This is a genomic window from Mycolicibacterium sediminis, from assembly GCF_010731735.1.
Taxonomy (GTDB): domain Bacteria; phylum Actinomycetota; class Actinomycetes; order Mycobacteriales; family Mycobacteriaceae; genus Mycobacterium; species Mycobacterium sediminis.
On record NZ_AP022588.1, the window covers coordinates 2247258 to 2267373 of the forward strand.

Below are 20116 nucleotides of genomic sequence, written 5' to 3' on the forward strand. Positions count from 1 at the left end.
ACGGGCCCAAGAACCAGACAGACCTACCCTTCAGGTACCCCTTTTGGGTGTCAGTTGGCGGAGTCGACATAGCCCTAGCGGCAGCTGGGCCGCCCGATAGCTTCCTCTTCCCCGGCTGTAGGTAGCGACGGCACTTCGGACTGGTCCTGAGCCCTCTTGTCATCGGCTGGTGCGGTGACGCCGCGGGTGGACTTAGCGGAGGGTCGTCGAACCGCAGCGCGCCTCGGCTTGAGTACGGTTTGAAGTTCGGCATCAGTCAAACCTGACATCCGTTCTGCAATACGTTCTGGCACAAGCGACCACGTCAGTGTTGCACCAGGGGTGAACTTCACGTCGATCTTTCCGTCTGTCGTGCCCGTCTGGAAGCTGTGAGCGGTCACTTGGAGTTGCAGGCAATCGCTCCATCCGAGCGCGTGGGCGACGGCCAACGCTTGTGTATGCTCGCCAGCCTCGACGTTCCTAATTAGAGCGTCAACCGCTGGGTTGGCGTCCGCACTAGTTGCTGGAATCGACCTCGCTACGGTCGGCATCAAAAAGTCAGAAGGCTGCAATCCACGCGCGGTCCAATCGAGTAGCTCGTCGCCTTGTGCTCCTTTTCGGAGTGACGACGGTAGTCCGCCGTACCGGCTAGCGAAACCTGCGAGGAGGCGACTCAACTGCAGCACCTCAACCTCCGTATTCAGGTCCTCATCGGCCCATCCGCGGACGGCCTCGGGGTCCGGTCTAAGGAGGTACAGCAGTAGCGCCTTTGTTGTGAGCAACCCGCCGCGGCCCTTGAACGGCTTGAGTTCGTCTTCGCCTTGGGTTAGTTGAAGGATACGGTCGAGATGTTTTTCAAGTCCGGCGATCGGCGCATCGAGTGAGGTCGCGGAAATGGCGGTAAGGAGTTCTGAAGGAACGATGTCACCCTCGCCGGCCAAGTCGAAGATAGCCTGCAGTGTCCCGTGCAACAGGACAGCGTCATCCTGCCCTTTTATGAGACCGCTGGACTGCGCAGACGTCACAAGAGCGCGGACGACGTCTTCTGCTTCGTCGTGAATTGGCCACTGGTCATGGAACGGCACAGACTGAGTAACACCGCTGAACATTGACATCACAGCACCGGCAACGCATTCCCGCAGTCTGAGGTTGCGTCCGTCCAATTGTGTGTCGTTGCGCTCTCCTGAGCGAACCCACTCGGCCGTCAGGTCGTCGCCGACGAACAGGTTCGGGCTGACCAGGATGTCGAGTTCGTTGGCATCGAACCCGCGGTACGCGCGTGCCCGCATCTCGTCGAGATCGCTCTCAGTACGGACATGGACTCGTTTGATCCGCCGCGTCGACACTGCGCCTCGGGCCCAAACCACCGCTGAACCGGCCTCCGCGGTCAATGGTGCCAAATCCACTCGCGGATCAAGCTCGATACACACCGGATACTCCGCCGACCTGCTGAGGAAACCAATCGCCGCCTCAGCCGCCATAGGCAACGCGTTGACTGGTGTGTCCAAGGCGTCGGACCGGTACTTGTCCGTCAGCGCGCGCGGCACAATCAAGCCGCGGGACAGCCAGGAGAAGAGGTTGCGTCGGTCCACTGCCAAGTACCGGTGACCGGTCATCGGCGGTCCTCTAGCAAGTTCAGGGGAAGAGAGTCAACGAACAGAGGGGTTCCTTCTCCTGAGTACGACAGGAACAGACGTTGCTTGGCCCGTGACGACAACACGTACATTTTCATCCGGAGTTCCTCGCTTTTAGGGTCGCCTTTCACCGTTTGCAATTCCGGAAGGAAGACTGTGTCGAACTCAAGGCCCTTCGCGCTCGCCCAAGTTACAAGTTTGATGCCGGGCTTTGCGAAGTCGAGATTGGGTAGCCCGCCGTTCTGCTTTTCGCTGACGTAGGCCTGAACGGGTTTCTTGGCCTTGATGCTGAGGCGATTGTAGAGGCTCTTCAACAGCCGAACCTGTGGTACCAGCACCCCAATTGTGTGATCCCGGAAGGTGCTTTCGTAGCTGATGATCTGCCGCACGGTCTCGGCGAGATCCTTGTGACCCTGGAGTACCGGTCGTTCGCCAGCTCGAGACTCAGCGGGGAGTTCGGGTATTCCCGACGAGAGCCCTACGTAGAACTGGGCGGCGAACTCGGCGATGGGCCGTGTGTTCCGGAAGTTCCTGGTCAAGGTACGAACTTCTTTGACGCCACTGGCCGCCGTGATTTCGGCAATGGTGGATTGATCGTCAGTGATCCGCTGGTTTTCGTCGGCCAGAATAGTCATGCTGCGGCTGACCATACGGAGCATGAGGTAGAAGTCTTTCGGCATGTCCTGCCCCTCGTCCACGATGATGTGGCGCTGAAGCATTTTGGGCACTGGAGATTTCATCATTTTCTCTTTGCACGCGTTCCAGTCGTATGTCCAACGATCTACCTTGGGTGGGGCTTGCCCGTAAGCCTGTTTGTAGAACGTGGGGAACCAGCTGTGGTAAGTGCTGACCAAACTGTCGACATCAAGTTCCTTGACCGCGGCACCCGTGTAGGTCGAAAGCAGTTTCCCGTACATCAAGAGCAATGTGGGGCGCCTGGCCTTATGCAGCATGTTCGCGCGCCAGATGGCAATGATGGTCTTTCCTGTCCCCGGAGGGCCGGTCACAATCACTGACGCGTCGAGCGGTAGGTCGAGAACGTCGTCCTGTTCGGCGGAGAGATCGTTGAAGTCGGGCAGCTCCAGCATTAGGTGAGGCCTTCCGCTTGAGCGTCCAGAAGTGCACCGATGACAGGCGCTAGGTGGCCGTACCCGGGCTCAATAAGCATCATTCGATCAAGCATCACGTTACCGAGGACGCAGCTGGTTTCGCTGACCAGGGCGCATGCGTGACAGGCAGCTAGCGATAGGCCGTCCACACCTTGAGCGCGGGATTCCCCGCAGACCGGATCGAGCGAGCACCATTGTGTAGCTGCCAACGCGGACGCCAAGATGGGGACCAGGCGGTCGGCTTCGCCGAGACGGGCCAATCCGCCCATCGTGCCTTCCGAATCGCCGGCGGCGGTGTAGACCAGAACCCCGGCCTGAGCGTTCTCGCCGGTCGCGCTGTAAATGCGCTCGCGCAGGGAGGACGAGGAATAGCCGGCCTCGAACGCCATGGCGCGCATAAGCACGTGGCCGAATGAATGGAGCAGAATCAGCCTTGGGGTTATCTCGGTGTCGAGCCAGCGCGCTGTTGTGCTGCCTGCGAGGCGCGACTTCAAGATGTCTGCTCGGCTGAGGACATCTGTGCCTTTCTCCCACGCGGACAGTGCATTCTCATTGAAGCGGATGAAGACACCTTCGCCGAAGACTTCGATAGCCGGCAGAAACGTCTCGCGCTTACCAAGGCTGGGAGTGACTTCCCGTTCCATCGTATGCCGCTGAAATCCTCTCAGTACGCGAACTTCGCGCAATCGGTTGACTAGGACCACTTGGTCGATGAGTCGGTGTAACTCATCGGCAACCTGCTGCAGTTCTGCGTGTCCCGCGGGGTCGGGGAACGGCGCCTCGCGCGATATGAAGTTGTCCCGTGGGTCGTGCTTGTTCAGCGGCGAGGTCAAAGCCACCCATTCTCCAGCCTGAATGTCACCAGTAGGGTCTTCGTCTTTCGGTGGAATTTGCTTGCGGCCCAACCGTTCACTGAGCACTTGACGTACCTGCGCGGCGTTGACCTTCTCTTCTTGGACGATCATGTCGATGAGCCCCTCTGCGAGCGGGTGCTCGGGATTCGACTCGAGCAGCCCGAAGTTTGGGTTATGCCTTATTTTGCTTGCGGGCCCGCCGAATTCAAGCCAGTTGCTGTCGGGTGGGATGTCCAAAGCGGATCCGGTTCGAGAGAAGTAGACGCTGGATGCGCCCCGTTGCAGAACCACCGGAGCAAGCAGGCAGTTCTCAGATTCGTTCTCGAACTGCCACGGCTGCCGACCGCGACACTTGATACCTATACGTTTCATGGCGTCAGGGCCTGGGAGGTCCTTCAGGCTACGTGCTGCGCCACAGGCGCACCGCACCTCAACCGACTCCAGACCGCCACCGACGTTCTTGACGTGAGTGAATGTGAGTTCCTCACGACCACATTGTCGTTGGTCGCGCTTCTTAGGGTCTGAGTGAGCCCACCGAACCCAGGGGACGTCGTCGAGGTGCCCGTTACCGCACACAGTTACGAAGCGCATTGGCACGAGTTGGGAGTTGCGCTTGCATGAGGCGCAGCGTGGGGCTTTGCCGGGCTGCTCCGACTTAGTGCTCCAGCGCGTCATCTTTCGGCAAAAGCCGCAGAACAGCCACTGTGGGAAGCGGAAGTACGGCAGGCTCGAGCCTTGGTCCTCGACGGGAGGCGCTGTTCGCAACTCGTCGACTCCGAAATGTGCGGCTATCCGTGGGCCGCGGAGGACGACCTTACGGCCCCGCCATCTTGTGATGTCTTCAGCGACAAAGGATTCCCCGAGGATGTCGATTATTGCTCCGACACCGAAGGGTGTAATCGTCTGGGAGCGTCTCACCTTCCGTTCGCTCATCCGTCTTCGCCCCTCACTCGCATTCTGACCTCGGTATCGACACTTCTCATGGAATCTAGGGTTGGCCAACCGGGGCCTGACTGACTAAATCTCCGCAGTAGCGCGACGTGCTGCTTTCCTCCGCCCGCATAACGAAGGCCGCCGGTAGCAAGCGCCTCTTGGGCCAGGTGTTGCCAGTCTGCCGCGAGTTCGTTGAGGTGACGTTCGACGTTGTCGCGTTCGGTCGGGTCCGCTACGGCCACGCGCCGCAGGAATTCGTCGATGAGGGCGCTCATGGTCTGGTCGGAACCATCAAAATCTGCGGCTTGGGGATTCTCCGCGAGCCCAAAGGCGTGACGTGCAAGGACGACCAAACCGGCGTGTAGAGCTCGCGCCCGCGCTGGCACGCTGAACGGTGTGACTGAAGTCGGTTCGACGTAACGGTACAGCGCCGAATGGTAGGCGATAAACGATTCGTAATGGGACCGGTCACGCGGCTTGGACGGCGAGTATAAGGTCACCACAAGCCCAGGAGTGCTTCGGCCGACTCGGCTGCTGGCCTGAATATATTCCGAAGTGGTCTTGGGCTGGCCAACGACAAGCATCACGCCGAGGCGGGGGACGTCGACACCGACGGATAGCATATTGGTAGAGGCGACGAATGAGACCGCGTCCTTTTCGCCTTTCTTTTTCTTGAGCTTTTCGATACTGCGAGGAATTTCGACCGGCGACACGTTTCCGGTGAGTTCCAAGATGTCGTCGTCGCCAAGTTGACGAGCGCCGTCCTCGGTGCTGGCAATGACTTGAATACGGGCGGGAATGTCGTCGTGCGCCAGAGTGACGCTTTTACCAAGCTCACGCAGACTGTTGTGGTAGGCCACCAAAGTCCAATATGCGTCGTCGCTGGGCGGTGCGAAGTCGAGCTCTTCTGAGGACTGCAGCAGTGCCGCAGACAGCTGAACCATCGCTGTCAACGGCGTGTGCCCCTGCGGCATCAACCCGACGTAGCGGCGACCTGGGCTGTTGCTGTCGTAGCGGACGAAGTAGGAGTTGTCCGCGGAGACCCCGGCAGGTGGAAATAAAGCTGTGGGTCGACCGAACACCCCTGCCCCCTGCGATTCTGCTCGACGGATGGTTGCCGTTGAGGCGACAACCTTGGGGCGCGCATTATGGCTGGACATTACGACGTCAAATGCTGCTTCGTAGAGGCCGACAATTGTGCCCAGCGGTCCCGAGATCAAATGAAACTCATCTTGAATGATCAACGAGGGACCCGGCGTCGACCCTGAGCCGAGGAATACGCCGGCCTTAGGCTCCCACGCCAGCCGCGCGAACTTGTCCACTGTCCCTATCAGACAGGTCGGTGGACGGTCATAGAGGTCAGCATCGACTGCAGATACTGGTAGCTCGTTGTAAAAATCGCACATGACTTGGGGGCAGTTCATTCGGAAAGAGTCGTTGGCGGCGCTAACGCCCCACGCTTCCTCCGGTGCTGGTCCGCTTGGAATTATCTCCGTGCCACACCAAGGGCATGTCTCAACCTGGAAGCTGGTGCTCGTGAACTCGTCATTCTTGATCTTCTCAATTAGTTCGACGGCGTCGGTGTAACTGTTGGGACTGTTATTGCCGCCTAGCCAGACGCCAATTGAAATACGTGATGTGCCAAGCGTTTCCGGCTGTTCTCGACGTATGGATTCAAGTGCGCAGATCAGAGTTGCGGCGCGTTGGAATTGCTGGCTGGTCAGTAGTCTCAGCGTGTATCGCGTGATTACAGTGGTGCCCGCACCGGCGTCGCGGAGTGTGAGCCTGCGGTGCAAAACCGTCACCGCCATCAATCCGAGGTACGCCTCTGTTTTTCCGCCGCCAGTTGGAAACCAGATCAGGTCTATCAGGTCTCGGTCGTCGGCTGACTCATCCACTGCTGACTCGAGCGTGAGGAGTAAAAAGGCCAGCTGGAAGGGTCGCCATGCCCGGCCCGTGCGTTTGTAGACAGGCTTGGGGATGCCAGCTTCGTTCCAGGTGCGTCGTTGCCCGGCGAATTGGTCGCCGCTCCGCACCATCTGAATCAGCATTGCTCGGTTCGCAAGCGCGAACGCCTCACGTGCAACTTCGTCCTGTTCGAGCCGTCGGATGCCGCGGCGCATACGGCGGCGGGCTAGATCTACGCGGCTGACGAGTCGTTCGGCGGCTCCGGCATGACGGGTGGGCAATGTCGTTGCCAGCTGTTCTTGGGCGACCGCCCATTCGTCATAGCCATCTACAAAAGCGTCGAGTGAAGCAATCACCTCCGTCGTCGAACTGTTGGCCCTCTCTAAGTATTCGAGGTCGAGGACCGCATTCAGTCGTCTCTGCTGGTCGTCGTCACCTTCAATGGTGAACGCCACACCGGGCACGGTGTGCGCCGGAAGGTAACTGGTCTCGATCCAGATCGGTCGGGCGACACCCTGTTCCCAATCGGCGGCGCAACCGTGCCCGACGGCGAAGGTCGGGACGTCCTTGTACTGGAGGGCGAGTTCAGCCTCTTCATCGCCGCTCTGAATGCGTACCGGGGTCGGGTAGGAGGTGAAGCCGTCTGCTGAAAGGCACCGCATGTCAATCTGCAGGAAACAGTCGGCGGGGTCCATCCGGCCGTCCGACGGTATGCGATTCCTATTGACGAGAGCGACCGTAACGAGCGCTCCGTCGCCGAGCCGACGCCATCGGGATTCGAGTGTGGCCCGTCCGCTTAGAATCCTGACGGATGCGGCACGGCCGGGCTCTGCGGGCGGCTGGATTGTGATCGCTCGCTTACCACTTAGGTCGATCGGCACCCGCTGCCAAGTTTTACCGTTCTTCTCGTAGCGGCCAGCGCGTAGTTCCACATCAAATGCCTGCCAATGGGGTAGCACGAAACTTAAGCCCACAGCGCTGGGTAGCTGCTGCGTCGATAAGGCGATGGGGTCTTCGGTGGAGTCCTCACCGGACTCGCCCGCTCCCTCGTCGATGATGTCTTCACTGAGCTGGCCTTCGGTACTGGCTTCCTCAGGAAAAAGGATCCCCGTGAGATAACGGCGGTGAGGTGGCTCGTCGAGGGTCTCTGTGTCACCTTCGAGAGGACCAATCAATTGCTCGCGCAGGTAATCGAGAATCCTCTGCCGGTCGTCCGTGTCGGTTTCGGCAATCATCACGGGCGCTCCTCCGTAGATTTTGGTTCGTTTGGGCCGTTGGTTACGACGTAGAGGCCAACGCGGGCACGTGTCATACCGACGTACAGTTCCGGCTGGGGCTGATTGGAGTCCTCGGGTAGACCCACATCGCCGAGGATGACGAATGGGCTTTCGAGTCCTTTGAAATTGGCGACGGTAGCGAACCCAAGCCGAGTTTGAGGACGGTCGAACCAACTTCGCGCGTCTAGACCTTCGATCCGCTGGCTCCATTTGGCAGGCATTGTGCTGAAGCATGATTCGGCGAGGGGCAGCGGTGACAACAGCATGATTTGGTCGGCAGTCACCCCGCCGTCGGCGAGGCGGTCCAGAATCTTGCCGGCTTCTTTGCCGGCCGTCCGGCGTCCGCTGGTCGGAATCAGCTCGACCTTGGGTCCGATGCCAGCGGTCGATACGCCGACATCAGCGCCCGTTAGAGCCGTGACCTCCGCAACAATTGTGGCGGTGTTCCGACAGTTGTCGGATAGTTCGAAGACTGCCGGTCGCGCGGCACGTACATACTCGATTCCGTCCGTTTCGTAGGCGCCGATCAACCCGCGTTGGTTGTTGCTGTCCAAGAAGAGGTACCACCGGCCGTCCTGAAAGCCCCCTCTGAGGCGAGAGTCCAACATCAGCAGTTGGTCAACATTCATGACGTCCTGGGCTTCGTCAACGACAAGCACGTCGAACGTCGGTGCGGCCTCGTCGACGGCCCCAATTGGAACCGCCGTTACTTGCTCCAAGCCGGGTTGGCGTGAGACGAGGTCGGCTACGACCGGGCTGTGGCAGGTGAACAGAACACGGTCCCCGGCGCGCGCGCGACGCCTGCATACCTCAGCCGCGAGCATGGTTTTGCCGGTACCCGCCCCTCCTTCGTAGAGGATGCGGTCATTACGATCATGTGCGTCGAGGGCCGCGTACTGCCGTGTCGTCAGTTCCGCAAGCTCTTGCTCGGCGGCAAGGGCCAGTCGCTGCAGAGTCGGTACAACGTCATAGTCGGGGCGCATCGCGTCCCGATACAGCTCGATATTCTCGACACTGAGCACTCGATCGCGTTTCCCGGGTTTGGCGCGCCAATACGAGGCAAGTCGGTTGAGCGATCGGAGGACGCCATCGGGTCGATCGAGCTGGGTCTTGTCGAGGACCATTTCGTCAGCCCACTCCACGCTCCGCGATTCGAAGTGTTGGTCCGGAAAGACAACTGCGTACCCGAATGTCGTGTGGTCGACCAAACCTGGGTCGATTAGCTCTTCGAGTCGATTTTGCAGCGCGAACATTGCCGAACTTGCTTGGGCGAACGGGCTGGCTTTCTTCACCGTCGACCTGCCGTACCGATTCGTGTATTTCCAAGTGCCGCGCTCGGTCGTCACCTGGCCGCCCTTGACTTCTAGAACGAAGATTCCTTTGGGGCCCACCAGCAGGAAGTCGATCTCGCCTACGCGCTTCCAACTGTGCTCTGCGAGGTTGAGGCTATGGATCGCATAGGCCCACTCAGGTGAGTCGAGGATCGCGAGCCTTCGAAATAGGGCCTTCTCGGCTTCGCTTGAGGTTGCGGGATCGACTACTTCAGGAAACATCCGCATTGAGATCATCATGCCTTGCGATTCGGCGTTTGTCCGGTACCTCCGGACAGTGTCGGTGGTTCAGGGCAAACTGATGCGCATGGACGGGAACGACTTGGACTCAGAACTGATGCAACGGATCGTTCGGCGTGTGGGCGCGTATCTTGAGGCGGGCAGCGTCAGCGGGGAGTCGCTCGACCAGATCCTAGAGATGTTCAATGCGGACGATGCCCATCGATCTGCCGTCGCACGGGCCCTCGCGGAAATAGGTATTAGCGTCACTCGGCCGGCACCAACTATGCAGACCGCGAAAGAACGTTCCAAGCCAACCCCCGCGGCTCCCCACGTTGCAAGCGGTACACAGTCTCTCCAGCCGAGTCAGTCGAACGCGTCCGCGGCGGTCTATCTAGCTGTAATGACCCCCCACCCTCAGGCCGGAGCGGTTAGCGAACTAGACGAGGCGCGTGAGCTACTTGCCGCTGACCGAAGGAGTGTGAGTGTGCGTAAGCGTGTGCTCACAGCGCGGGAAGAGGTGGGGCTGGCGATCATGATGCGCGGGGAAGGTGTTCCGTTGTCAGAGCCGTTGCCGAGAAAGTTTCGTGCCGGCTGCGCCGACACAGATGACAGGGCGCGCGCGTTCGACGCCTTCATATTGCATAATCGCGGCTTGGTGTCCTCGCTCACGAAAAAGTACTTGGGACGGGGGCTCGAGGCCGATGACCTCGAACAATCTGGCTATGAGGGCCTGCATAGAGCCGTTGAGAAATACGACGGAAGCGCTGGGTGGAAGTTTTCAACGTACGCGACCCACTGGATCAATCAGGCCATGCAGCGGGCTGTTGCCAACTTCGGAAGTGCGATACGACTGCCCGTTCACGTCCACGAACAGGTCCACAAAATACTGGCCGTCCGAGCCCGCATGATGGACGAGAACCCTCAGGTCCGTATAGCTGATATTGCTGTGCAAGCAGGCGTCAACGTAGAGCAGGTGCGGGAAGCGCTCAGGTTGGGGGCCGGAGTCGTCAGTTTGGACAAGCCAATTTCTGACGATGGATCATCTTCGTTGGCAGACTTTGTGAATGATGACCGGCGGGCGACGGCTGACCCTGGTGAGGTACTCGTCGAGATCGCGATTCGCGATGAAATCCGAGAAGTCGTGGATTCACTTCCCGACCGAGAAGCAATGATCGTCAAGCTCCGATTCGGGTTTCATGACACCGAACAACAGACGCTTGATGCGATCGGTGCACAAATAGGGGTTACCCGCGAACGTGTGCGGCAAATTGAAAAAAAGGTAAAGGAAAAACTGGCTGGCCTGCTGGGTGAACGGGGTTTCGGTCCGCTGCTGATGCCCGTGGACTTGGAGGCATGGGCCGACGGTGTCGTCTGAAGTGCTGAAAATCAACCAGACGCTTCAGCCCGATGATGGCCGAGAGCGGCGGCTCGGCCTCGCCATGTTCGACGATTTAGCGGGTGCGAAGACCTACTCGGGTATCCGGGCGTGGTCCGCCGGCCGCCATTCCGGCGCAACTGGAAAAAAAGCGTTGCTGGTGCCGGAGTAACGCCGTTTCTGCTCCGCAAAGAGGGCGCCGGTTCTAGGGGGCCTTGGTGCCCGCACAACGAAGCCAATGGTTCGAATGGTCCTGCGCATCGATGTCCTGATTGATCATTTTCTGCGCAAGTGGAAGCGCTGCATTACCGAGCTGTCAGCGAAACAATGGCCGATTTACGAAGGACATTGCATGAACCCACCTGAAACGGTGAACTTGTGTGAGGGTGGTTTTCCCTGAGTTATCGCGCCTTGACGAGATCGCTACCAAGTCGTCAATGACTGCGGACTTAGTGGTCGGAGTGTCTGACATAAGTAACCTGAAAAGTGCTGCAGCCGCCTCTGGGCAGCGGCAAGTAGCCCGGTCCGTTTTTTGATCATGAGCGGAGTCGGGCCGGCGTGCATTGCCGTCGTGGTGCCCTTCGATTGCAGCACGATGGCACTTGGCGGCGTGAGCTGCAGCGCTTTCAATGCGGACCGCAGTGCGACTCTTTCTGAATCGCCATCAAATCCGGAGTGGCTTATTGAGGCTCGAAACGCAGACTCGGAATCGGATCAGTGAGTAGTTCGTATCCCCGTAACTCGCTAACTCGCAGAATCTCGGGAACAACGGCGGGGTTGGACGTAGCTGAGAGGTGCTGCCGCTTTACTGACGCGACTCTGGTGCCGGGGATCGATCTGGGTCCGGATTGCGGTGGGAAGAAAGATCTATTGAACGTTTGAATGTCCACGTGTTCCGCTGCCTTTAACGAGAAGCTCTAGCAGCCGATCGTAGCTCAACGCCAGGTTGTCTACGGTAAAAGTGATTTTTATGCGTTTTTGATCGTTGCCACCACCAGGTTTCGCGTTCGCGCGTCTGGCAATCGGCTTCTGGGCGCGGGTGATCATGAGGCGCAATCCATGAACGCTCATTCCGGGACGGAGTTCTATTGGAAAATCAAGAACTAGTTCGCGATCAGCGGGATCGAGTTCGCGAGCCACGCCGGAGTCCACTGCGATGCCAAGAATGCTTACCTGCAGCTGAGCCAGCCGCCCGAGCAACACCTCAAGACCTTGATGGTAGTCGGCGTTGACGGATCTCTCGCTCCCGCGGCCACCGGCCTTGTGGTGGAAAACGATGTCGAAGACCGGCACTGTATTCAGTTCGAAGGTCGCATCGATCGCAGCACCGTAGTCGGATTGTGGGTGCAGAGGACCGCTCGCGGGCACGTCACCTATCCCTTCGGAGCAGGCGCCGCAGCGCTGCTGCACCCGAGCGGTCGGGCACAGTAGGAGCGGGAGCGTGTTCAGGGGCGGACGCGGGCCTTGGCGGAGCCATGGCGCCCGCGACTTCTTTCAAATCGGGGATCACGTAGTGGGTGCCCAATTTCACGCCGCGCCTCACGAGCCGACCGTCGTCCATCAAGGCGCGGAACACCGCGCGCGCCTCATCCGCGGTGATCGGCGCGACAGCGCGTAGACCCTCGTTGGTGACGCGCCCGGTGCGACGTGCGATGTCGAGGGCCACCTGAGCCACGGTGTCGAAGTCATCGGAGGTGTTTGGGTCCACCGCCGATGAGGCCTGTTCGGTCGACTCGGAGATCGTCATCTGCTGGATGGTGACGACGTTGGGGCTGGCCGGCGGCGCGACGGCGGTGCCTGACGCCGCGGGTTGGGGGGGAAGGCGGTGACGTCCGCCTTCAGGTATCGCATCGCCGGCGAGCCCCGCGGCTGCTGCATTGAAACTATTCTCGACGATTTGTTGAAGGGCGTCGTCGGTCAGGGCGGGGAAGGCAAGGAACGGCGTCAGGCGGAGCAGCCGTTTCATGGCCTCGCGCATGAGCAGCATGCGAGATTCGGTGGCACCACGGTCGACGCGGGCTAGGAACTCCCGTGCCACCGCGCGGGCGAGCCGGCGGTCGGCGGCGATGGTGGGCCGTTCCATGATGTTGACCAGTTCGTCCTCGCCTAGCTGGGTGAGGTCGATCTGCTCGCCGAGAACCTCCGCTCGCCACCACATCCGACGGAATGTGTTGCGGTTGATGTCCCCGATGAAGCGGCGCTTGTCGGCGTCCGGACCGAACCGCCACACCGCGACGTCCAGCAGCCAGCAGCAGGTGAGGTAACTCCACACCCCCTCATGGGCGGCTTCGTGCGGGGTCATCGGCAACTGTTGGTGCAGCAGCCGTGCCGCGCGGCCCTCGAATTCCTGGGATCTGACCAAGGGGCCGGGCATGCCGTATTCGCTGGCCAGTTTCACCATAGCGGTCCTCAGATCCCGCAGCTGCTCGTCACTTATCCGGGTACCGCTGGTCGGCGGGTAGGTGACGGCTGGGGACTCGTCGGGCATCGCGGCCCTCAACGCCACCGGTCCGTCTTTCAGAAGGCGTTCGAGTACGGCGTCGGCTGCCTGCCGGTCGAGTCGGGGGACGATTATCATCCAGCCAGGACCCCCAGGTAGGCCTGCAGTTCGGCGTCTAGGCGGGCCGGATCCTCAATGCTGCGGCCGCGCAGGACGCTGACCGGGACGCCCGGCCAGCAAAGCGTTAGAAGCTCGAACAGCATCCGGCCCATGGAGCCGTCCGGGAACGCCTCGGGGTCTTCCACAAACCTATCGCTACCCAGCGCCCCTTTGACCAGCGAGCGAGCGGCATCGAAGGTGACGAAGGAACGGACCGCGGTTGCTCTAGCGTCGGCGCTCCCGGAGCGCAGGGTCTGCAGGAGCGTGGCATGGCTGCTGTTGACCAACAGCCGCATCCCGCCGAGCACAGGTCCGTCGAGGTCGTCGGGGTCCCATTCCAGCACCCATGCGGCGGCATCTGGGTAGCGCGGGTTGGTCGTGAAATCCGCAGCGGTGACCGGGAACCGGGACGCTCCGCCCTCCAGAGCGATCCGGTCCTCGTCGGTCCAGAGGACGGCGCCTGCCCGGCGAGGGGCGATCGGTGAAGGCGCGGCTCCGGGATAGCGCAGCACTAGGCGGGTATTGAGGTCGAGGCGGCCTCCAACGCTGGCTCCGGGCACCAAAAGCGTTAGTGCGGTGCGTAGCAGGCCTCCGCCGGAGCCCAGTTCGACGGGCGGTCCGTAACCGGCGATCCGGGTGGTGGTGGCGGTCCACGTCGCGATGAGAGCGAGGGCAGCATCGTCGCCGAGCAGGCAAGCTGTGCGGACCGCTTCGACGTCGACCTGAATCTCGCGCACCAGGTTCAGGTTGGTGAACGGATCCCAGTGGTCCAAGCGGTCGTTAAGTTCGGTGCCGTCCTCGATGGTCCATGGCCCGGCGACGCACGCGGACTCTGGGGGGAGGAGGTAGGGAGCTGCGGCGGGTGTCTTCACGTGACCTGCGGAGTGACGTCGACGCGCATCATCTCGTCATGCAGTTCGATCTCGACCGCCCAACGACCGTCGCCGCCCTCAGGACCGGTGAGTACCTCGACCGTCTTATGAGCTAGTCCTGCGGGGTCGATCCAGCGGACGACGCGGGGCGGTACGTACCCCGCCGGTGGGTCCTTCTCGGGCTTCTGACCGTCATTGATCATGATCTCGACCTCGGCCAAGAGCCGAACACGGTGCCCCCGAGTCCTCAGGTCGAACGGATAACGCATGACCGGTGCACCGTCGGCACCCATCGCGGGGCCCGGCTCCCCGCCGGGTCTGGCCTGAGGTGGTGCTGAGGCCCGCGTCCTGCCGACCGACGAAACGGCAGCGTCCCCGCCCGTTGTACCAACCCCATTCTGAGCGGGGTCGGGTCCGTCCACCCAGACGTCGGATGTGGCCACTTCGATGTCGGTGCGGCCGGGTGCCCGGCGGCGCCGCTTTCGCTTGGGCTGGTTAGGCGTTCGGACCGAGCGCCTGGCCCCGGGTCCGTCCGAGCCCGGCATCAGGACTGCCAGCGCGTCGGCGAATTCGCCCAGCGGAACGCCCTCGGATGGGTCAGGGCTAGGCACGGACGACTCGAATCCGGCAGCGTTGCGACAGATGCCTAGGATGCGTTTGTAGGCCACGTTGACGAAGGTGCGGTGGTGCGGGTCCTGCACGAAGCGGTGCACCCAGTCGTCATGCGTGGGTGGTTCGGCGGCCTTGAAGGCGTCATCGACGTCGAGGTCGCACTTAAATACGCCGGAGTAGCCCATCTTGCCTGCAAGCGGCGCGGCGCCGGGCAGGTACTTCACCACTATCTCAGGGGTGCGCATGAGCGCGACGTGGTGCAGCGACTCCCGGGTGTCCCAGGCTCCCCTGGGGACCGGCCGGTCGGGCAGGTCCGCAGGCGCAAGGGCGCCCTTTTGGATGGTGAGCCGCCCCAATTTGCGGACCGGGCTCAGGCACTTGATTGGGCGGTCGATCATGAAGTCGTCGTCTGGTCCGGAGTCCTGGTGCATCCGATCCATCGCCTCAACGAAGCCCCGAAGCCGCGGGTGGGTCCGTGCATCCGGCACGCGCACGACTGCGCCGTTGTCGAACAACCGGAATTCGATGGATCGTTTCGCGCCACCCGCTGTGTCGATCATCCGTGGCCAAAAGTTCCAGACCACTGCGTCGGCGATGAATTGCATGGAGCAGTCTGCGCCCTCAGTGGTCTGGAGACCGATTCCGGGGGACACTACGAGCACCGTGGTCCCCATGCCATCCTTCCCGCTGCGATGTGGGAGACCCAGTTCGGCGGCCACCGCGTCGGCTTCGGCTCCGGTCAACGGTTCGGGGACGCCGTCCAGGACGCGGCCCCACCAGTGCCGGCCGGTATAGGGTGACCCGTCGATGTTGAAATTGTCACCGAGCGCGCAGCCCAGCAACCGACGCTCATACCGGCCGTCGTCTAGCACACACAGGGTGTCCACCACGATGGTGTGGGCACTGCTGGCGATGTAGAAGGCGGCCTTGCCGTAGCCGAAGGAACCGCCGCCGAAGTCCTTGTCGGGGGGTTGACCGATGTTGCGGATGAAGTCGACGAAGTCCCTTGGCGCCCCTGGGCGGTCCGCGCGAGTAGGGCCACCGAGGCCCTGGGTGCCGAAGTCCGCAACGTAGAGCAACTGCGTACCCTCTTCGAGCGCTTCATCTAGACCGAGGCCAGGTGGGGGGTCGACGAGGATGGTGTCGCGCAGAGTGCGTACCTGCTCCTCGCCGAGCACCGAACGCCCGATCTCGACCTGGATGCGGTTTACGTCGTCCCTCTTGGCGTCCCAGCAGTTCTGGACCGCCTCGCGCACTAGAACCTCAAGCGGCTCGATGTCGGGACGGCCCAACTGGTTCAGAACACCGACAGCGGCCAGCCCGCCGGTCGCGTTATAGGGCTCGGAGAACCGATCCAGCTTGATCATGAGATTGCCGGCATCTCAGCGATCGCCCTGATGAGGTCGGTGTAGACCGGTTCCGGAAGGGCCGATCCCAGGCACCGGTCTAAGTCGATCACGTAGCTGATATCGATGACGCCACCGGGGCGGCTGCCACCGACGAACGATGCTGGCACAATCACAGGAATCTGTTCGTCCACCGGTAGCGTTAAGCGCTCACGGACGTCGAACGTGATCCCGGTGGTGGCGGCTAACTGGGCAATCGGGATGCCGGCGGCGGCGACCGCCTTGAACAGCTGTTCCGCGGGTGCACCGGCGGTGAGTAATTCGTCGACCAGGCTGGATACCGAACGGCCCCCGCCGGGTACATTTTCGAGCCGGACGAAGTGCAGGTAGAGTTCTCCGCCATCCGGCGGCAGAAGCTGGTCCTCGCCGTGGATGGTGACTTGGCGGGAAGTGTGGGCGCGGGTGGTCTTCACCTCCAAGGCCGTGCTCCCTCCCCGCAGGTCATGGCGCGCGCCGAACGGTCCAGCCCAGACACCGACGGCGGCGGGGCCACTACTGCGCACTGCGTCCAAGACGACAAGCAGCTCGCCGAACACGGCTGCCAATTTGGCGCTTCCTGGCGGGTCCGTTCCGGGAACGAGGAACTCCCGCCACTTCTTCAACACGCTCGACACCGCGGCCTCTGAGTTATCACCGGTGGTTAGCTGATGTTCCAACACGGCGGCGACGAAATGCTCGAAAACCTCGGCCAACGAAGCGAACAGGCATGTGACGTCAAGGAAAGCGGTCTCCTTCCCGCCTATGACAAGCAACCGGGTCCCCATGGCCAGGGTGGGAATCTCGGCCAGTTCTGGTGAGCCAGGGTGCACGGCCAGCAGGAGGTGCGGTCGGGAGAGTTCATCGATGGCGGCATATGCACCTGCCACATGTTTCAGAGCCAGCACCGCGAGGTCGGTCCCCGCCGGTGGGGGTTTTGTGCGAAGCGAGGTGTAAGCGCTTCTGACATGGTTTATCACTCGGCCTCTACATCCGGCTCGTCGAGCTGGTCGGTGTCATCCGGTGCTTGGACCTCCACGCCGGGCATTGCGGCGACGTCGGCGGTCAGGTAATCGACGGCGGCCGTGCGCGACCGGCTCTCAGGGAAAGCCAGGCCCACCCCGAGGACATGTTCGACCGCCGCAAGCGGGACTCGGGTCCCTGAGTCGCGCACTGGCCGGCTGTCCCGTGAGATCGGGTACAGCACTATAAGTCCCGCGCCGTCGCCACCGTAGTCCGGCAGGCTCCGCAGTTGGGCCAAGCGGGCAGGGGTGGTGGTGATCGCGGTCTCTTCAGGCGGCAGGCCCTCGAGATCAATGACGCGATCGTTGCGGCTCATCAGCGATTTGATGTCGGCATAGGTTTTGCCGCCGACCACGTCGAGCCGCGACCGGTTGATGCACCGGGTCTTGCCGGCCAGCCCGAGGTCGAGTTCGCCGAGGTAGTCCGAATCCGATGTGCGGCCCACGACGGCGATGTTGAAGTGGGGCAGCTCCCCGTCGTCGTGCCGGGCCAGGATGTACCGGCTGATGAGTTCGCCGTCGAGGTCGCGGCTGTTCTCATGGAAGTGATATGCGTTGAGGAAGCTAATGACGTGGTGGACGCTGACGTGCCGGATGACGGTGAGCCGGGCGGTCTCGGGCCGCCGTGGACACCCGTCGGTTGCCGCAATGAGGGCGCGCCCGGCCTCAATGTTCTCGGTGAGCCAGTCGTGATCGGTGTGATTGAACAGGATCGTCTGGATTCGGCGCCCGGAGTAGGACGCTTGTGCGCGACGGGCGTTCTGCATTTTGGCCGCCGAGGTGATCGCCAGTTTGGGGTGGGTGCGGATGCGGACGCCGAACTCTTCGGGTGTCAGGTGCTCGGTCTCGAGGCGTTCGATGTCGTAGCGGATCTCTTGTTCGACAGTGGCGAGGTGGTGGAACCAGGCACGCATCTCGTCTGTCATCCAGATCCGGGTTAGGTCGGCGTAGCCGTTGCGGTATCCGAACCACCTGCCCATCTGCAGGAGGGTGTCGTAGGCCGAGGCTGTGCGGACGAAGAACGAGACGGACAGACCCTCGAGAGTGAGTCCTCGGGACAGGGTGTTTCCGCCGACGGCGACTATGACGCGGGGGTTGGCGTCGTCGAAGCTGAGCCGTTCTGTGCTGCGCGAGTTGTCGGTGATGACCTCGGCGGCCGCAGCGACTGTGGGTAGTTCGACCAAGACATCGGCCCAGGGCACGGTTTTAAGGCCGAATGCGGATGCGGCGACCTTGCCGCACTCGTCGGTCCACTGTTCCTCAAGCGCAGCCATAAGCACGGAGTCTCGCTGGCCCAGCTTTGTGGCGAGCCACGCCAGATGGTTCTTGATGACCTCCGCGGTCCGCTCGTGCACGTCGATGTGCTGAGAGGTGTGCACAAGCGCCGTGGAATGGCGGTTGCCTTTGCCCCGGATCCGCCGAGCGGCGGTGCTCATCACGAAGTACCGCAGGGCGGAGTCGAGGCTATCGGTGATCTTGGGTTCAAACAGGTGACGCTTGGCGGCACCCTTGGGTCGGAGGTCGTCAATCTCACTGTCCTCTACGCTTCGGACGAAATCGTGGCCGTTGTCCTGATCCTCGTCTTCGTCGAAGTCCAGCGGTTCGCGCCCAAAGATGGCCTCCGTTCCGATGTAAACCCCGGGTCGGGGTAAATCGACGATGAAGTCCCGCGGGTAGAGATCCTGGTAGTCCTGCGGGTCAATAAGCACATTGGCGAATGGTGTCGCTGTATAGCCAACGTAGGCCGACTTCGGCACCTTATTGACGATGTCGCGAATTAGTTTGTTGATCGTCGAGGGTTGGCGGTCAGGTTTCGCAGTGTTGACAGTGGCTTGGTCGGCCTCGTCATCAATGATGAGGACGGGGCAGGCGGCCAGCAGTTCCGGCCGAGCTTCGAACAGCCACTTCCTTAACGCCCGTAGGCGTGGCCCGTTTTTCTTAACGATCGCCAGAACGCGTTGATCCTGGGTGGCCAAAAGCGCGTCGACGTTGTCGGTCGGTTTAAAGTCGTCCTCGTTAGTTAGACGATGCCACTTGCCGCTCTGCGGCTCCCAGATCTGCTCGTTTAGCCGGTCCTGAGTTTGTTGCCGTAACGCGTCGTGGATTCCGGAGAGCACGATGAAGAGCCGGTAGCCGGCGTCGGCGGCCTTGGCGATCACGGCAGTAAAATTGGTGGTCTTGCCGCTCTGGACGTAACCGAGGACCAGTCCTCGGCACTGGTAGCTACCGCTGCCTAGGGGGTTGGGCAGATTGGCGACCACCTTGGTCGAGGACTCGTCAAGGTCACGCAGCGCGTCGTGGTCCCAGCCGTCAGCGGTGAGCAGTTCCACCAGCGCCGACCAGTTGCGGTCCTCATGGCGGGGGCCGGAGTACCAGGATTCGATGTTGCCGGCGACAACGGAGGTCGGCGTCTGCGCAGCCTGGATTTGCTCGTTGAGTTGTCGGATCCGGTCGGCGGCGGCGTGTACACGGGCTGGATCAGTGACGATCTCGCACACCTCGGCGACGGCGTCCTCAAGGGTGGCGCCCTTGCCGTCTCGCATGATTCGGGCCAAGTTGCGGATGTACGGGTCTTCGGCGGCGAGCGAATTGAGGTCGGTCAAAGCGTAGTCCAATCCCAGCGGCGGTTGCGCGCAACGAACTTTACCGTAATGCGTTGGGAGGCAGGGTTACAGTCCTCAGTCACCGAACTCCAACTTGTGGTCGCCGCTCATTTCTTCGGCCCGCCCTCGATCGAAGATCGTCAGGCGATCCCCAGTATTGCTGTTGTAGTAAGTGCCGACCTGGTCGGCGTTCGCCGAGATGGAGTTTTCCATGATGTCGGCGACCGCGGTTGCCGGCGTGTAGCGCGAGGCAGGCTTAGATTCCAAGAGCTGCTGCCCGGCAGCAACCTGCATCTCTCGCAAAACTACTCCGTGATAACTGATCGAAAGGATCCGCGCTCGGCGCACTGTGGCGGGTGAGATGCCGTATCCAGCGACGGTGCTGACGTCCGTTTTGGGGCGAC

14 protein-coding genes are annotated in these 20116 nt (G+C 61.5%); 2 read left to right on the forward strand and 12 right to left on the reverse strand.

Annotated elements, in window-relative coordinates; genetic code table 11:
* Nucleotides 1–74 precede the first annotated feature (74 nt).
* The 5 genes from G6N64_RS10810 to G6N64_RS10830 are packed head-to-tail and all read right to left on the reverse strand — an operon-like array spanning nucleotide 75 to nucleotide 9265.
* On the reverse strand, nucleotides 75–1595 hold the full coding sequence (locus G6N64_RS10810; RefSeq protein ID WP_163796888.1) for a hypothetical protein: 1521 nt from the start codon (nucleotides 1593–1595) through the stop codon (nucleotides 75–77).
* Nucleotides 1592–2701, reverse strand: coding sequence for an AAA family ATPase (locus tag G6N64_RS10815; protein ID WP_163796889.1), 1110 nt, complete (start codon nucleotides 2699–2701; stop codon nucleotides 1592–1594). Before G6N64_RS10815 ends, G6N64_RS10810 begins: the two co-directional genes overlap by 4 nt.
* Nucleotides 2701–4509: an MrfA Zn-binding domain-containing protein gene (gene drmB / locus G6N64_RS30075; RefSeq protein ID WP_163796890.1), complete on the reverse strand. Its 1809-nt coding sequence runs from the start codon at nucleotides 4507–4509 to the stop codon at nucleotides 2701–2703. The genes G6N64_RS10815 and drmB overlap by 1 nt, the downstream gene beginning before the upstream one ends.
* Nucleotides 4506–7652, reverse strand: a complete 3147-nt coding sequence (locus G6N64_RS10825; protein WP_163801591.1) for a helicase-related protein — start codon at nucleotides 7650–7652, stop codon at nucleotides 4506–4508. Before G6N64_RS10825 ends, drmB begins: the two co-directional genes overlap by 4 nt.
* Nucleotides 7652–9265, reverse strand: a complete 1614-nt coding sequence (locus G6N64_RS10830; protein ID WP_163796891.1) for a nuclease-related domain-containing DEAD/DEAH box helicase — start codon at nucleotides 9263–9265, stop codon at nucleotides 7652–7654. Before G6N64_RS10830 ends, G6N64_RS10825 begins: the two co-directional genes overlap by 1 nt.
* A 466-nt stretch (nucleotides 9266–9731) precedes the next feature.
* Between G6N64_RS10830 and G6N64_RS10835 the strand changes: the two genes are divergently transcribed.
* Nucleotides 9732–10622, forward strand: coding sequence for a sigma-70 family RNA polymerase sigma factor (locus tag G6N64_RS10835; protein WP_163796892.1), 891 nt, complete (start codon nucleotides 9732–9734; stop codon nucleotides 10620–10622).
* The gene (locus tag G6N64_RS10840) at nucleotides 10612–10794 is read left to right on the forward strand and encodes a hypothetical protein (RefSeq protein ID WP_163796893.1); all 183 of its coding nucleotides are present in this window, start codon (nucleotides 10612–10614) and stop codon (nucleotides 10792–10794) included. Before G6N64_RS10835 ends, G6N64_RS10840 begins: the two co-directional genes overlap by 11 nt.
* Before the next feature lie 695 nt (nucleotides 10795–11489).
* On the opposite strand, the gene G6N64_RS10845 is transcribed toward G6N64_RS10840, so the two are convergent.
* The 7 genes from G6N64_RS10845 to G6N64_RS10875 all read right to left on the reverse strand — a co-directional run bounded on the left by G6N64_RS10845 (nucleotide 11490) and on the right by G6N64_RS10875 (nucleotide 20006).
* Complete coding sequence (locus G6N64_RS10845) at nucleotides 11490–11990, reverse strand: hypothetical protein (protein WP_163796894.1); 501 nt, start codon at nucleotides 11988–11990, stop codon at nucleotides 11490–11492.
* A 1-nt stretch (nucleotide 11991) separates the two neighbouring features.
* Nucleotides 11992–13200, reverse strand: coding sequence for a DUF6339 family protein (locus G6N64_RS10850; RefSeq protein WP_484549457.1), 1209 nt, complete (start codon nucleotides 13198–13200; stop codon nucleotides 11992–11994).
* Nucleotides 13197–14093, reverse strand: coding sequence for a hypothetical protein (locus tag G6N64_RS30220; RefSeq protein WP_246231089.1), 897 nt, complete (start codon nucleotides 14091–14093; stop codon nucleotides 13197–13199). The genes G6N64_RS10850 and G6N64_RS30220 overlap by 4 nt, the downstream gene beginning before the upstream one ends.
* Nucleotides 14090–16072: a hypothetical protein gene (locus G6N64_RS10860; protein ID WP_163796896.1), complete on the reverse strand. Its 1983-nt coding sequence runs from the start codon at nucleotides 16070–16072 to the stop codon at nucleotides 14090–14092. Before G6N64_RS10860 ends, G6N64_RS30220 begins: the two co-directional genes overlap by 4 nt.
* The gene (locus tag G6N64_RS10865) at nucleotides 16069–17067 is read right to left on the reverse strand and encodes a PD-(D/E)XK motif protein (RefSeq protein WP_163796897.1); all 999 of its coding nucleotides are present in this window, start codon (nucleotides 17065–17067) and stop codon (nucleotides 16069–16071) included. Before G6N64_RS10865 ends, G6N64_RS10860 begins: the two co-directional genes overlap by 4 nt.
* Nucleotides 17064–19712, reverse strand: a complete 2649-nt coding sequence (locus G6N64_RS10870; protein WP_246231092.1) for a Z1 domain-containing protein — start codon at nucleotides 19710–19712, stop codon at nucleotides 17064–17066. The genes G6N64_RS10865 and G6N64_RS10870 overlap by 4 nt, the downstream gene beginning before the upstream one ends.
* Nucleotides 19713–19787: 75 nt before the next feature.
* On the reverse strand, nucleotides 19788–20006 hold the full coding sequence (locus G6N64_RS10875; protein WP_163796898.1) for a hypothetical protein: 219 nt from the start codon (nucleotides 20004–20006) through the stop codon (nucleotides 19788–19790).
* Nucleotides 20007–20116: the final 110 nt, after the last annotated feature.